We start from the raw sequence: 15,889 nt of genomic DNA on the forward strand, positions 1-15,889 counted from the left end.
GCGGGGGTTATAAAGCGTCAAGTTGCAGTTGCGTGACGAACCGGGTCGATTGCCACATTTTTTCAACAATCGAAACCTGCGGGCGGGCCCATCCTCGCTCAGGGACGGACCTTGCAATCAGGATCGTTCGGATCGTCGCAGTTCGGATCACCGGCATAGCCCTTGACCTCGACCGTGATGACCGAGCGCTTGTCCGCACTATCGTTGCCGCCGGACTTGGCTCCTGACTGCGCAGCAACCGCAGCATTGGCTCCAGCCGGGGCCGCGGCAGCCGTCACCGCTCCTGAAGGCACACCCGAGACCGAGCCGCCCGACGAACTGATCGCATCGGCGTTGGTCACACGCGCGGCAATGACCACCACGTCGCCCGTCGCGCGCACGCCCGCATCACCGGCGTCGACAGTACCGACCGGCGCGATCAGGCTGACCGACGATGACGGGTCGGACGGACTGCGCTTGAACGCACCGATACCTGCGCCCGACACCGACCCGGCGCTGTCGACTTCGCTGAAGCCGTCCAGATCGAAGCGCACCGTCACCGGCGGGAAGTTCGAGGCGCTGCGCGGCCCCTGCCCGGCGTTGAGGTCTCCGTTCGACGAGAACATCACGATGTTGCCGCCCGCCTGGCTGAACACGCGGCTTTGATTGACGAGGAAATTGCCGTCAACAAAGCTACGGATCGCGCCCCCGCGCAAGGTCAGCACACCTTCGTAGCCAAGCGGGATGCCGTCGATCGCCTGCGTGTTGGTGCTGTCGATGCGACCATAGGCGAGGCTTGCGGTGGCGTCGACGCCGAAGCGGGTCACGCGCCGCGCCGCCTGTTCGGACGTACGCACCACCGAACCGCCGATGAAGTTACCGCCGGGACCAAGGATGGTGATGTCCCCACCGCGCGTGGTTTCGAACGTTGCCAGACGCAAGTCGACGCTGCCGGTGACGACTTGCGTCGCCTTCTTGGGCTGGCCGTTCTCGAGAATGCGGGTCGGCTGGCCTTGCGGGTGATCGGTGCTGATCGTCGATGCCGCGGTCGTGAACTCGGCAAGGTTGTCGGTATAGCCAAGGCTGGCCGGGAACAGCGTGTTGACCGCGCGATACGAGCGGATCGATGGCGTCTGCTGCAATTCGTTGAAGTACAGATCCTTGATCAGGAAGCTGTTCTGCAGCAGCGGATCAAGCGCCTTGAACGCAGTGTAAAGCGCACTCATCTGCGCGTAGGAGGCTGTGGTCAGCGCGGCGTTGCCGTCGGTGGTGTCGGGATAGCTGGCCACCGAGCCGAAGATCGCGGCAAAGGCTGCGGGTGCGTGCGTGCGCAGCCAGCTGGCCAGAACCGGGGCATAGACCGGCTTGGTCCGATCGGGATGTGAATTTCCGATCGCGTCCTTCACCTGCACGAACAAGTCGCCATCGAGTGCGGCGAAGTTGGCAGGATCAAGGTAGGTCGATGCCAGCGAGGCGTAGTTCACACCCTTGGCAACGCCGAACAACACCGTCAGGTCGGCCCCTGCAGCGCCGAGCCAGGGGTTGGCGTCATTACCGACGGTCTGGATACCACCGGCATAGTTGACGTTGTTGACCGTGGCCGAGTTGATGAACGGCCCGATGTTGCGCCCTGCCTGCACCTGGAACGTGCCCGGGCCACCAAGCATGTAATTGCTCGAAATCACGTAAGGCAGGTTGGCTGTGACCGACGATGAGGTGGTGCCGGTGATATCCCGTCCGGCGGTGATGGTGGTGGTGTCGCCCGCCGAAACGTTCTGCCCGGCAAAGTACAGGTTGACGATGTCCCGCCCGGCGGTGATCCGTGCCTGCTTGGGCAAGTTGATCAGCGAGTTGCGGATGTCGTTGCCCGCAAAGATCTGCGCAGCGATGGTGTCGCCGGCATGGGTGATCGCCTCGCTGTGATAGAGGCGCAGCAACCGGTCGCTGGTCGTGGCTTCCACGCCCGGCATGCCGAAACCGAGACCGACCAGCGCGGTGACGTTGCCAGCGCCCGACGCGTTGATCGAATCGAGGTTGATCTGCGCGGCCGAGAACGCGCCGGGCAACAGCGACGGATCGCTGTCGCTCATGGCGATGACCAGCGAACTGATGTCACCTGCACTGAACAGGTCAAGATTGCCGCTGGTCGAAGGGTAGAGCAGCAGCGGCAGGCTTGGCGCGGTCAGGCTGTTCGTCAGCGCCGCCAGCGTCAGCGACGGCGGCAGCACCGACCCGGCAAAGGCACCCGCGTTGCCGCTGCCGAGCTGGAAGGGAACAGCCTGGTCGAGCCGGTTGTCGATGTAGCTGAGGCTGCCGGTGGCGATGGCGCCGAAGCTGGCCTCGGGCGCGAAGAACCCGGCTGCGTTGTACTTGCCCAGCACTTCGCCAGTGCGCTGCGCGCCCAATGCCGAGACGCCGGCCAGTGCGATCGAACCTTGGGCGCTGAGCGTGACCGAAGCGTCAGCCAGTCGCACGCGCAGATACTGCGTCGTGTCCGTGGTGGTCGTGTTGGGCTCCTTGCCAAAGCCGACCACGCTGCCATCGACGTTGATCGTGCCGACCCCGTGCGCCACATCGATCTGGCCGGCATTCAGGTTGCCCGCAACGCTGATATCGAGGTTACCCCGGCCCAGCGTGACCTGCACCGCACCGACGCTTTGTGCTGGAGACGTGCCGGTAGTCAGGCCGACCGTTGTGGTGACCGCCGCATCCAGCGCCACGGTCAGGTCGGTCACGCTGCCGCCCGAGCGGATCGTGACATCGCCCCCCGCCAGCGCGCCGACGCCGCTGGAAAAGTATTTGGGTGCGATGGCGATCTCGGTGTCCTGTCCGACCACGCCCGCGCGCCAGCGTTGCGAAGCATCGCCGATCTGGGTGACGTCGTACGTGGTCAACTGGTTGCCGCTGTAGGTCGCGCCCGCGCCAAGGAACCGCTCGCTCCACAAGTCGCGGCGACCAAGCACGTCACCTCCGGCGTTCAGCCAGACCGAACCGCCGCCGGTTGCCAGCACTGCGGCCTGATCATCCAGCCCCTTGGCCGAAGGCAGGAACGCGGCATTCTGCGCCTTGATCCCGACATAGGCACTGTCCGGCGTGACCGAGACGAGTTGGCCTGTGCCCACCACATTGGCGAGCAGCGCCGCCGTGCCGACACGATGCCCGGCACTGTAGACCGCCGTACCGCCGACTTGCGCGTTGCTGGCGCCGCTGCTGAACGTGGTGACGCCCTTTTCGGTGCGGTATTGCGTGAAAGCGCCGTTGCGCAAGTCGATGTTGCCCGACGCGGCCAGCGCGATCGTTCCGTCACCGGTCCGCACGATGGTGTGCGAATAGGCGGCCTGCGTGCCGAAGTTGATGATCGACGGCGCCTTGAGCGTACCTGTCGGATAGCCCGGCGTGCTGTTGGCGATCCCGCCGAGCAAGGTCGGCTCGACATTGCTCAGGAACGCCAGAACGTCGGCAAGCCGCGCGGCAACGCCGGTGATGATGCCCGCTGGCGACTTGGTGAACTTGGCCTCTTTGCTGGCAAAGAAGCTTTGCGCCGCGCTGCGCAAGTCCGCCGACGCACCCGAAAAACCATTGCCCCAGGTGATGGCGGTGTACGTGTCGTCGGTCAGTGCGGCGGCGTTGCCGGTGGTGTCGGTGGTATCGACCAGCGACCCCAGCGTATAAAGCGGACCGGTCCCGGCACTGCTGCCCGCCACCGCCAGCGACAAGTTCAGCGCCGAGCCCAGCTTGACCTGACCGGCCGTGGCCGTGAACGAATAGGCAGTCTCGCCTTCTACCTGCAACAGCGCATTGGTGGCGCGATCGATGTGCAGCGGATTGGCCGAAATCGTATCGCCAGCGCCCGCGACCAGTCGCAGGCTGCTCGACCGGATCGGGCTGCCATCGGCCAGCAGCGGGAACAACTGGGCAAAACCGAGCGCATCGCCGCTGAAGTTGCCGGTATTGGGATCAAGGTTGCTGCCCGACGCCACCGCGCTGTTGGCATCGGCGTTGAACGGCGCGTCGACCGTTGCGCGGCCTTCCTGATTGCCGACGTAATACTTGCTCAGCCCGATTGTCAGCGTGTTGGCGCTGTTCGCCACGGCTTTGCCCGCCGCGACATCGGCGTATGTCGGCAGGCCCGAGCAATCGAGCCCGCTGCCGCAGCTTACCAGCAGCGCCGGATCGAACGTGCGGGTGCCGCCGCCAAGCTGGTAGTTGATCCAGGTGGCGTCCGACTTGTCGGCAAAAGTGAAGAAGCCATCGCTGATGCTGCCACCGATATCGAGCGAGCCGCCCGCACGAAGCGAGAATACGCCCGCCTCGCCGCTGGCCTTGCCGCCGACGCGATAGAGGAAGGTGGTGTAGTTTTCGAGCAGGTTGCCTTCTTGTCCTGCGACCACTTCGTAGTACTTGGAGCGCAAATCCGGCCGTTTGCCCAGTTCGGGGATCAGCGTCATCAACCCGTCGGCGATGGCGCGGGTCTGGTCGACGGTTCCGGCAGCCAGGTTCCAGTTGGTGATCAGGCCGATGTTGCCGGTCGACACCAGATCGACGCCCGGACGCAGCCGCAAGCCCGACAGATTGCTGCCGTCGACGGCGGTCACACCGAAATGCTGTATGAACCACGGGATCGAGGCGGTGCCATCGCTGCCCTTGAACACATCGGACAGGATGTTGTTGCCGGTCGGCGTGGCATCGAGCACCACGCCCGAGCTGCCGTTGGCGCTGACCCCTTCGTATGCGCCCTCGTTGCCCAAGGCATCAAGATCGTAGGTCTTGTAGGCCTCGACCTCGACGCTGGCGGCGCCGGTGACCGTGCCATGCAAGCGCAAGTCGATGTGATCGTCATTCGCGCCCAGAACCGGTGCGCGCAGCGTGACCGTGCCACCGGTGTCGGCTTCCACGAACTTGTAGACCGTGGTGTTGACCAGCGTGTTGGCGTCCTTGACCGTCGTTGCGATCAGGCGATTGCCAGTGTTGCCTGCGGCCAGCGCGGTCTGCGTACGCCGCGCGGCGACATCAAGCTTGGCGCCCGTCTCGATCGTCAGCGCGCCGCCGGTATTGCCGATGCCGATGGTCACGTCGCCGGCAGTTGCCTGACGCTGGTCGGTATCGGCATAACCGGTCGTATGCGTGTCGATCAGCGCGCCCGAACGCAGCGTAACCCCGTTCATGCCCCACAGCGCGACCGCACCGCCATCGACTCGCGCCGACGTGGCTGCCGTGGGGCTAAGCTTGGACAAGTCCGCGCCCGAGGTATCGAGCGTGCCCGCGATGTCGATCTGCCCGCCGTCAGCGACCAGCGTGATCGTGCTGCCAGCCAGCTTGTGGCCAGAGCCGAGCGCCAGATTGCCCAGCCCCGAACGGACTTCCAGATCGCCCGTGAACAGCGTGCCATATTGCGTGGCAAAGCCGTCCAGATCGAACGCCGACTTGCCCGAATCGAAGGTCAGCGACGCACCGCGCGTGCCGGTCACGCCCTTGTTGAGCGTGGCGGCAAACGTGATCGCGCCTTCGTCTGCCAGCAGGTTGAGCCGCCCGGCATTGCCGGTGCCGTTGTCCACGGTGATGCTTGTCGTCGATGGCAGGACGATATCGCCGGTCAGCGAGACGAGGTTGACGGTCCCGGCGCCTGCCGAAACCGTCGTCGTGCTCTGGCTGTCGCCATAGCTGCGGCTGTAGCCCGGCGTCGCCAGCGATGCGGCTCCGGCCAAGGCGATCGTCCCGGTGGAGCGCACGTCGATCACGCCCGACGTGGCGTTCACGGCGACCCCGTCGATGGTCATGCCCGCAATCGGGCTGGCCGCGGAACCGAACGTGACATGTGCACCGGGAGCGCGGATTCCGGCGACGGTCGGCGCAGTGCTGCCACTGGCGAGGACCGGAGCCTTCAGGCTGATCGCGCCGCTGGTGGCAAAGGCATAATCGGGCGTGACCGGGATGGTGTAGTTGCCGGTCGGCGTGATCGCGTCGCTCGGCTTGGACGAGGCGCGCGTCGGGTCCACCACCGCTGCGCGATCGGTGAGGAACGGCGTCGTCAGCGTCAGCGCCGCGCCGCCCAGTGCCAGAGCGCCCTTGCCTTCGTAATAGGCTCCCTTGGTCGCCGCCAACTGGACCGCGCCATCGAAGCTGTAGGTGTTGAAGGTGCCCGAACCGAGCGTCAGCGTTGCCGCGTTGATCGCCAGCACATTGCCGCCCGTGCCGCACACCGGAACACCGAACGCGCCGCAACCCGCGTTGACGGCGCCGCTGTTGAGCAGCGTCACGTCGCCCGCGTTGATCGTCAGTGTGTTCTTACCGCCGGTCTGGCGGGTCAGCGCGATGCCGCTGGTATCGAGGATCAGGTTGTTGAAGGTGTGGGTTGACCCGGCGTCGAAGGTGATCGCGTTGGTCGAACGCAGCACCAGTTCGGATGCCTTGGCCAGCTTGCCCTCAAGCGTGGCGCCAATGCCGCCCGAACCGAAACCGAGGTTGTCCGCCACCAGCGCGATGCTCTTGGTGGCAAGGTCGGCCTTGTCGTCGACCAGCAGCGTGCGGCTGGTTTCGAGCAGCATAGCAGCGCCGCCGAACGTGGCTGCGCCGATGTCGAGCGTGGTGTTGCGGTTCGAATTTGCCGCCGCCACCGTGCCGGTGCGCGTCAGCAGGCGCTGCGGCCCGCTCGATACGCGCAGGACCGAACCCACGCCGGTGCGGTCGAAGGTGCTGCTTACGCCGCCCGAACTGACGACATAATCGCCTGCCCGCGTATCGGACATCGTGCCCGTCGCCACGATCGACGCACCGTCGTTGATGACCAACCGCGAGCCGGTACCACCAACCGCCAGAATCAGTTCGGGCAGCTTCAGATCGGTATTGCCGACAACCACGATGCTTTTGGCCGAAACGTCGATAGTGGTGGTGTCGTCGGTGTTTTCGGTGCGCTGTCCGCCGATCAGCAAACTGTCGGCGTTGAGGTTGGTCAGCGTGGTGTCCGACAGCACAAGCCCGGCAAGGCTGCTGGTGCCGGTGTGGTTGATGACGATCTGCTTGCCCAGAATGTCGACTTCAGCGCCGCGCCCGGTCTTGGTGGTCGTCGTCGTGGTGGTACCGGTCGTGGTCGTTGACGTGAGCTTGCCCGGCGTCATGTCGAACGCGCCGTCGACCTTGAGCGAGGCCAGCGGCGCCAGCACCACCCGCGCTGCGTCGAGCGGAACACGCGGGCTGGTCTTGCCCGCATTGCTCGCCGTGGTTTCAATCGTGGTCGTGCCGCTGGTGGTCTGCAGCTTGGAATACTTGAGCACGGTCGCCTGGTTCATGACCGTGAACGACACGCGTTCCGAACTGCTCAATCCGGTTCCCGCCGTCGAATACGACCCGCCCATCACCACGCTGCCATCAAGCAGCGTCTGGCTCGATCCGGCAGCAGGTGCGGTCGCACCGCTGTTCTGAACCACACGATAGGCGCCCGGCAGCAACGCATAGTGCGCGGGCATCAGCACGTATTGACCGGCAGGAATGCCATTGCCGCCATCGAGCGTCACGGCAAGGCCCGCATCGCTGCCATACAGGTTGGTCGGCCCGCTGCCGTCATAGTCGCTCGAATAGACCGGATCATAAAGCGCGACCTTGGCCGCTTCGGCCGCCGGGACGATCGCATAGACCTGCCGTCCGTCGGCATATTGGGTGCCGCTGCCGGTCACCGGATCATAATTGTTCGAGCTGAACGCATCGGTGTTCAGCCGGTTGAGCACATCGCGCGAACCACCCGTGCCCGAGACGAATTCGTAGGCGAACACGTCGCCCCCGCCCGAACCGTCGATCTTGCCGCCCGAGGCGATCGTGATGTTCGATCCGGTGATGCGCAATTCGCCGGTAGGCAGCGCGGTGATCGGCGAGGACGTACCGGGGGTGAAGAAGTATTCGGTCAGGTCGGTGGTAGTGCCATAGGGTACGTTGAGCCCAGCGCCCGAAACCGAGGTGATGCTGCCGGTGCCGAACGTGATCGTTTCAACCGGATTGCTCGCCGTTCCGAACTCGATCCGCCCCAACGGCACCGCCAGGAACCCGTCCTGCACCACGGTCTTGGCCTGAATGCGCAAGTAGGAACCCGCCGAAAGCGGCGCGGTGGCGTTGATGTGATCGCCAAGGAAAGTGATCGTGCCGTTGCCCAGCGCGCTCAACACGTAAGGCGATGGCAGGGCGCTGTCGGTCTTGCCCGCTTCGCTTTCCAGATAGCGCTGCAGGTTGCCGGTGCCGGTAGTGGTGTAAACGCGCGCGGCATCGAATGTCAGGTCGCCAGCGCTGGTCAGCGCCCCATTGAGCACCGGCTTCTGTGTGGTGTCGGCGCGGTCGTCCACCCCGATCAGGCGCACGTCGCTCTGGCTGTAAAGCGTGGTCGCCGCGATCGAGGCATCGAACAGGATGCCACCGATCAAGTCCATGCCCGAAGCACCAGCCTTGAACGTGACTTTGCCGGAACCGGTTGCCGCGCCAGAACTTGCCGCCGTGCCCGAACGGCTCGAGAAGCCGATGTAAGGCGCGGCGATGGTGGCATTGCTGCCCGCGGTCGCCGAAATCACCACTGCCGCGTTGCTGCCGACAGGCTCTTCGTTGATCGACGGCGTCGAACGGACCAGCAGTGCCTTGTTCAGCGCCAGCGTGAACGTGCCGTCAAGCGTCAGTCCGCCATCGGCCAGCAGCGTCGAGAAACCCGCCGCGCTGATCTGTGCAGCCGAGACCGAGTGACCATCCGATGCCGCAGCGTCGGTGGCGCGAATGGTGGGGTCCAGCCATTCCAGCGTGCCGCCGGTGGCCGATGCCGATCCGCCCTGCGCGCGCACGGTCGCGCCTGCCAGGCTGCCGCCGCCGCGCAAGGCAATTGTTCCAGCGTTGCTCCATTGCAGCGACGGCGCATACGTCGTTGCCGACACCGCCACATCGAGCATGGCCGAAGCACCGCTGATGTCGAGCGTCGATCCGGGGGCGGCGATGAACAGTCGTGCTGCTGTCTCGGCAAGCTGCGGCGGCGGCTTGGGCGCGCCGCTGGTTGGATCGGGATAGGACGAAAAGCCGTAGGTCGGATTGGCGAACAACGCCTGCGCCACGTCTGACACCGGCTTGTAAGCCGATGCCGAAGTGATCGAGCCCCCCGCCAGCAACTTGCCGAACTGGTACTGGGTGCCATCGTTGCGCAAGGGCGCGGCCGGGTTGTAAAGCGCAATGCCCGGCAGGTCGGTGGTGCTGCCTGCGTCAAGCAAGATGCCGGTATTGGCGGCCACGCTGCCGACGAAATAGACGAAGTGTTCCGCGTTGGGCGTTGCAAGCAGTTGCTCGTTCGTCGCCACGGTACCGTCGGCATTGGTCACGCCTGCGGTGTTGAGCGCCCCGACATCGAAGCGCCCTTGCGCATCGGCACTGCCGAACACCTTGCCCAGATCGGTCACGCCGATCCCCGATGCGTTGAGTACGCCGGGCATCGTCGCGATCTGAGCAATGGTGCCACTGTGCAGCACGATCGAGCCGGCGTTGCGCAACTTGGGCGTGGTGATGCTGGCCTGCGCTGCACCGATGATGCGACCGCCCTTGGCCACTTCGAGTTCGATCAGGCCGGTCAGTTTGAGGTTGGCCGCCTTCTGATACCACGCTTCGGTGGGTACCGTCGGCGCCAGCAGCGACAACACGTCGCCGCCGCTTGCCAGGCCCAGCAGTTGCTGCTGCGTGGTCACATCAAGGTTGGAGGGCAGCACGACTTGCGTCAGATCGAGCGTTTCACCGCTGCCGATCGTGAAGCTGGTGGTGTCGAAGAACGCCGAAAGCCCTTCGCTGCCATTGCTGAACAGGTTGGAGACGATCCGCGAGTGGTAGTTGGTGACCGCAAGCGTGCCGAACCCGGTCGTGCGGAAGAAATCGAGGCCGATATGCGTGGCATTGGCATCGCCTGTGACGCTGCCGAACGCAACATCGGGGCTGATCAGCGTGAACGTTCCGCCACCGCCAAAGCCGAAGCCGCGCAACGCACCGTCGGCAATCCGCACCTTGGCGTTCTGCTTCGTCACCACCAGCGCCGGGGTGACGCCGATCGTGGTCGGGCTGGCCGCCAGCGGAGCAAACGCCACCGACTGGCCGACCACGGTGGTGCCCGCCGCATCGTTGGGATCGGCCGTAACCGGAACGACCGAGGCATACGTCGTTTCGTTCTTGAGCGTGACGCTGCCGCCGGTCGCGCTCAGGTTGAACTTGCGCTGGGCCGAGACATAGCCGCCCGCGCTGACATCAAGCCGCGCGCCATCGGCGATGATGATGCTGCCCGACAGGTCGGTCGCCACCGTCGCACTCGATGCAGTGGCCCCCAGCGGCACGAATACGCGCGGCGCGACCGCAAGGCTGATCGACCCCCCGTTGATCCACGCAGCCCCACCAGCAATACCGCTGGTGTTGGTGTAATCGTTGACCCAGCGCCCGGCGGTGGACAGCGTGCCGGTGACGGTAATGTCGAACGGACTCTTGAGCCCGTCCTCGCTGGCATAGCTGGTGGCGATGTCGTCATCCGCGCGGAACACGTTGCCAATGGTGCCGATCCCGATCCCGGCAACCGAGGTCAACTGATAGGTGCGCGCCGCGATCTTGCCACCGGCAATCGTCACATCGCTGTTCAGGCGGATCGCACGGCCCGCATCGAGTTCCAGCGTGCCGCCATTGGCCAGCGTCAGGTCGGCATCGCCGGTAAGCGTCAGCGCGGCGGCGCTTTGCAGGGTCGCATCCGACTTTCCGGCGAGCGTGATCGCGCCGCTGGTCTGCAGCATCAGCGCCGACAGCCCGGCACCTGACAACATGGTGGCATCGAGCAAGAGCTCGGCAGCGTTGACCGTACCGGTACCGCGCGTGCCGTTGTAGACGACAATGTCCTGGCCAAGCCCGATGTCGGACGAGGCGCTGAACGAGCCGATGCGGAACAGGCCTCCGCTGGGCAACTGGTACTGCGAGTATTGCAGCTTGCGCGGATCGCCTGCGATCGAGGACGAGGCCGACGCCGCGATCGCCGATGCGATCTGATAGGCCCCGGCAAAGGCATCGCCCTTGACGGTGCCATCAAAGCTGATGTTGCTGCCCACCACCATCAACGCACCGGCATCGCGGCCTTCGTCATAAGCGGTCTGGTAATGCGTGCCGCGGATCAGCGCGTTGGTATAAGTCTGGGTCAGTCCGAAATGCGGTTGGCTTGAGCTGAAGCCGCTGACCACATCGACATACGAATCGTTGGGATCGGCATCGGCAATGTCGATCACCCGCCCATCGCTGGTGACCAACTGGCTGGTGTAGATGTAGCCCGCACCATATGTCCGCCAGCCGCCGCTGATGTCCAGCAGCGCGCCCTTGGCGATGGTGATCGCACCGACCGTTGCCGCATCCAGATTGGTGGTGGCGGTAACGACACCGATATCGATGCTGATCGACCCGCCCTTGGTCATCAGCTCTGCTGCCGTCACCGGGATCTGGCTGACCGCAGAGGCGGCTTCGAGCAAGGGCGATCCGACCCATGCCACGCCGTCGGAACGCACACCCGAAATGCGCGGATCGACGATCAGCGTCTGGCCGTTCAGGGTGAAGCTGCCGTCAGAGGACAGTTCGCGATAGTTGGGCGTATCGCGCAATTCGTTGCGCTTGGCCGGGCTGATCGTCAGCGTGTTGCGCGATGCGGCTACCGCGATGTCCTTGAGGCCCGACACGTCGATAATCGCGCCGTCGGCGATCGATACCGATGCCTTGACCGCGCTGTTGGCGGCAAAGTTACCGGTGGTGACATCGTGTCCGATCACCACCTTGGCATTCGGCGCATAGATGAACGCGTTCTTGCCCATGGTGAATACCGAAGGCAGCAGCGCCGAATCGCCGGTGGTATCGGTGGTCAGATAACCGGTGATCGAAGCGCCGATGGTGATCTGCGAGGACTTGAACGACGCCGGGCTGTCGGGGCTGCCCTGCGGGATGGTTTCGCCGTTGTCGTCGGCGGTGATCGTCACGCCGCTGGCATGATCGGGATTGTCATCGCCGGTCAGCGTCACAGTGCCCGCCGACAGTGCGATCTTGCCATTGCGCGAAACGCTGGTCGTGGCACTGAGCAGGCCGGAGTTGGTCACCGTGCCGAACACGCCCGCGCCCAGCGAGATGTAACCCCGCCGCGAACTGACCAGACCGAGGTTGAGCACCATGCCCTGATCGGGGGTCGAATCCTGCGGGCTGGTCGGCGTCGATGGCAACTGGCTCGAGAAGATCAGCCCGCGCACCGAAGTATCGGCACTGCCGCTTGCCCCGGTCGAAGTCACTGCGCCGATATAGCGCCCGCCTTGCAGGCTGACTTGCCCGTCGCTGGCAGAAAGCGTCCCGGCATTGGTCACGCTGGGGCCTGCGAGCAAGATCATGCCGCCGCTGTCCGAGGTGATCTGCGCGCCCCCATAGACGTTGACCGCACCTTCGAGCGTGGTCGGCACCGGCAGGGCGGCAGTCACGTCGTATTGCCCGCTGGGTAGCAGCGCCGACAGGTATTGCGGCTTGTAGGTGGACACTCCTGAAACCAGCAGCCCGTTCTGCAGGTACGAAGTGTTGCGGTCCTTGATCGTGGCCGCCACGAAGTACTGGCGCTGCCCGACCGAAACCACCGCCGAAGCAAAATTGCCCAGTTCAAGGCTGCTCGCCACCAGCGAGTGCAGGTTGACCTGCGACGAGGAACCGAACAGCACGCCCATGCTGTTCAGGATCAGGACGGTGCCGTCCGCCTTGATCGAACCCAGCACCACGCTGGGGTTGACCGCATTGACCACACGGTTGACCACGGTCCAGCTCTGCTGGGCTGTGCCATTCTGTTTCTGGTTGAATACCAACGAGGTATTGGCCGAAACATCGAAGTTCTGCCAACTCAGCAACGCACGCTGCTGGGTCTGGTCGATGGTGACGGTGACCTTGCCGCTGCTGTCGGTGGTCTGGACGGGTGCCTTGGCCCCTTCCCACGTATTGATGCCGGTCGCATCGTTGGCCGCCGACACCGAAGTCGGAACCGCGTTTCCGGTGACTGTGGTGGTCGAAGCGCTTGCCGCGACATACAACGTCGCCGACCGAACCGCGGAAATCGGGTTCAAACCCTTGTCCGAGATGCCATCGGTCGGCACCGTCTTGATCGCCGCCAGCGCCGCGCTACGCGCCGAGGTAACGTATCCGGCCAGCGCCTTTGCCCGGTCCTGCAGCACTTGCTGGCGCTGCAACGCCTCTTGCATGGTCACGGTACGGCTGGGCGTAGCGGCGGTGCCGGCGCTGACCGTACCGGCATTGACCGTTCCGGCTGCGGCACGCATCGCGGCAAGCTGCGCCTTTGCCGGATCGGCCAGACCAAGCACCAGCGCACCGAAGCTGACACTGGCCAACAGGCACCGCGCCGAAACGCCGCCTGCCGCAAGCCCGGCGATCAGGCCGGTACGGCGCGACCCCGGGATACGGGCATCGTCGGCAGTTGTGGAAGCCGAGGCGGAAGAACGCGGTGCCATTGTCGTTTCGGTCCTAGTTCCCGCCAGCAGGGGCGGTCGGAGCAGTCGTCGCGGCAGGGCCGTCGGTCGAGGCATCGGCAGGCGCACTTGCTGGCTTGGGCGTAATATCCACGCCTTCGTCGTAGACCGCCTCGCTCAACGCCTGCATCTCGAACTCGAAGCGGCGACGGCCAAGCTGGAACGGATCCTTGTGAGTGATCCGCCACCGCTTCTGGTAGCCTTCGACAAGCTGCCGGCCGATGCCGACAAGCTTGCCGTTCTTGGTGCGGCACCGTTCGAGCGCGATCGTGCGGTTCTTTTCCTCGGACAGCTCGCGCTCCAGCGTCGCGATTGTCTGCTGGCTGGCGAGCAGGCGCTGACGCAGCGATTCAAGCTGCGCATCGCTGTTGGGTTGCGGGGCCGGAGCCGCCGCTGGGGCGGTAACCGGTGGGACCGCAACCGGCCGGGAGGGAGCCGGGCGCGCAGGCGCTGCAGCCCATGCGACCGAGGGACCGGCGATCAGCGCCAGCAGCGCAAACATGGCCTTGCCGCGCATCAGAACCTCGCGTTGATGTCGAACATGACCACGTCGATCGCCAGCGGATCACCCGCGATCTCGTTGGCGCTGTACCACCGCGCCTGCACGTTCATGTTCTTGAACAGGCCCAGCTGCGCACCAAGGATGAAGCCGCGCGCGTTGGTGCCGCCAAGGTGGAAGTCATCGCCGGCAAACGCGTCCAGCGTCACGTCGCTTTGCAGGTAGCGCCATGTTCCGAAAGCCCGCCATTCGCCAGCGTTCCACGGATCGTGGCGACCGATCTCGGCGGTCAGTTCATAGCCGTGCTTGCCCCCGATATAGGGCGTGCGCTTGGTCAGGTCGGTATCGCAGATATTGCCGCTGCCGCCGCTGCCACCGTTGTTGACCGGCTCACCGGCAAGGCCATAGCGGCAGGCGCGCGAACGACGGAAGCCCAAGTTGTACATGTATTCGGCCGAAAGGCTGAAGCGGTTTTCGTCGAACAGTGGCACCGAAACCTGGCCACGAATGTCGAGCACGTGGAACTTCTGCGTCAAGCCAAGCAGTTGCGGTTGCGACTGCACCGTGGTCGACGGCAGCGAGGGATCGAGCACGATGCGCCGGATGAACGACAGCGTGTTGCCCTTCTGCACATAGAACGGCGATGTCGGATCGGACGAACACTGCGTCGCGCCAAGGTAGAGCGCGCAAGGCGCCGACGCACGGCCCGAGACATTGGCGAAGTGGTGATACCCAACCGCTCCGGTGAACTCGACCTTACCCGGAAGGTGAAGATCGCCCTGCAACTGCGCGGCAAACAACCACTTTTGTGCGCTGACCGACTTGGTGTTGGCGGTTTCGGGGAAGTTCTGGCTGCCGAAATCGAGCGGGAACGCACCACCGCGCAAAGTCCAGTCGAGCCGCCCGAACATGCGCTGGGGCAGCTTCAACTCGGTCGCCACACCATCGAACGCCAGATCGACGTCGTACAGCGATTCAGTGGTCCAGAACGGGTTGTTGAAGCGGCCGCCCCAGATCGTCCAGTTGCTGGTCGGCTTGGCTTCAAAAAAGGCGTTCTGAAGGTAGATCGCGCGCTTGAACGCACCACCGGCAAGGTTGACGTTGGTGCCGTTGGGGGACGCATCGTTGCCCGTCGCCAGTTGCAAGCCGAACTTCAGGTGGTCGTTGATCTTCGCATCAAGCCCCAGCCGCATGCGCAGTTGCAGCTGATTGTAGCGGCTTTCGGTGGTGTTCAGCAGCGGGATCTGGCTGTTGATCAGATCAAGCGGACCGCTGGCAACGATCGCCTTGAAGTTGGGGATCTGCGTCGAGTTGAAGCGGCTGAACAAGTTCGACTGCGAGCGCAAGCGGACGTCACCCGAGAGCTTGAACCGCTCGGTCCAGTCGGGTGCGGCCTTGCCCGGGCTGGCCCAGCCTTCAGCCTTTGCCTGCTGCATGATGTCGGCGCGCAGCTCGTCGCGGATCTGCGTGCGCACGCTTTCGGGTACATAAGGCACGCGGATGGTGCCGGGTGCCGGAGCCGGAAGATTGGGCGCGGGCGCAGCGCTCGCCACGGCGGTAGGTGCTGGATTGCCGAACGCGGGCGACGGCAAAGCTGCACGCACAGCGGCGCTTGCTGCCTGCTGCTGGGCGATGACGGCCTGTTCGGCCTCACGCGTCGCCTCGGCGATCAGTGCATCGCCATTGTCCTTGCTGATCGTGCCTTGGGCCACCAGCAGGCGCACCAGATTGACCATGGCGTTGCTCGACGGCGCCTGCGCCACCGGCACGGTGGCCGCCTGCGCATGGCCGCAGGCGCTGCCCAGCACCAGCCCGGACGGCAGGCCAACCAGCATCAGGGCGGTGCGGGTCCAAGGGAACCTGTTCGCGCGCATCTTCACACTTCCTC

General features: G+C 64.8%; 3 protein-coding genes. All 3 read right to left on the reverse strand.

The window, feature by feature from the left end; genetic code table 11:
* Positions 1-98: 98 nt before the first annotated feature.
* From LDN95_RS00925 to LDN95_RS00935, 3 genes are read right to left on the reverse strand one after another with little or no spacing between them, the layout of a single operon-like run.
* Complete coding sequence (locus tag LDN95_RS00925; RefSeq protein WP_226015741.1) at positions 99-13,484, reverse strand: filamentous haemagglutinin family protein; 13,386 nt, start codon at positions 13,482-13,484, stop codon at positions 99-101.
* Between the two features lie 13 nt (positions 13,485-13,497).
* Positions 13,498-14,019 (reverse strand): hypothetical protein, encoded by a 522-nt coding sequence (locus LDN95_RS00930; RefSeq protein WP_226015742.1) that lies wholly within the window; start codon positions 14,017-14,019, stop codon positions 13,498-13,500.
* A complete protein-coding gene (locus tag LDN95_RS00935; protein ID WP_226015743.1) occupies positions 14,019-15,875 on the reverse strand; it encodes a putative porin in 1,857 nt (618 codons plus the stop codon). Before LDN95_RS00935 ends, LDN95_RS00930 begins: the two co-directional genes overlap by 1 nt.
* Positions 15,876-15,889 lie beyond the last annotated feature (14 nt).

Source organism: Novosphingobium sp. FKTRR1 (assembly GCF_020404405.1).
Taxonomy (GTDB): Bacteria; Pseudomonadota; Alphaproteobacteria; order Sphingomonadales; family Sphingomonadaceae; genus Novosphingobium.

Bases quoted from the DNA above. Each gene is read 5' to 3' on its own strand.
- LDN95_RS00925 (WP_226015741.1), bottom strand. From the start codon at position 13,484: ATGGCACCGCGTTCTTCCGCCTCGGCTTCCACAACTGCCGACGATGCC.
- LDN95_RS00930 (WP_226015742.1), bottom strand. From the start codon at position 14,019: ATGCGCGGCAAGGCCATGTTTGCGCTGCTGGCGCTGATCGCCGGTCCC.
- LDN95_RS00935 (WP_226015743.1), bottom strand. From the start codon at position 15,875: ATGCGCGCGAACAGGTTCCCTTGGACCCGCACCGCCCTGATGCTGGTT.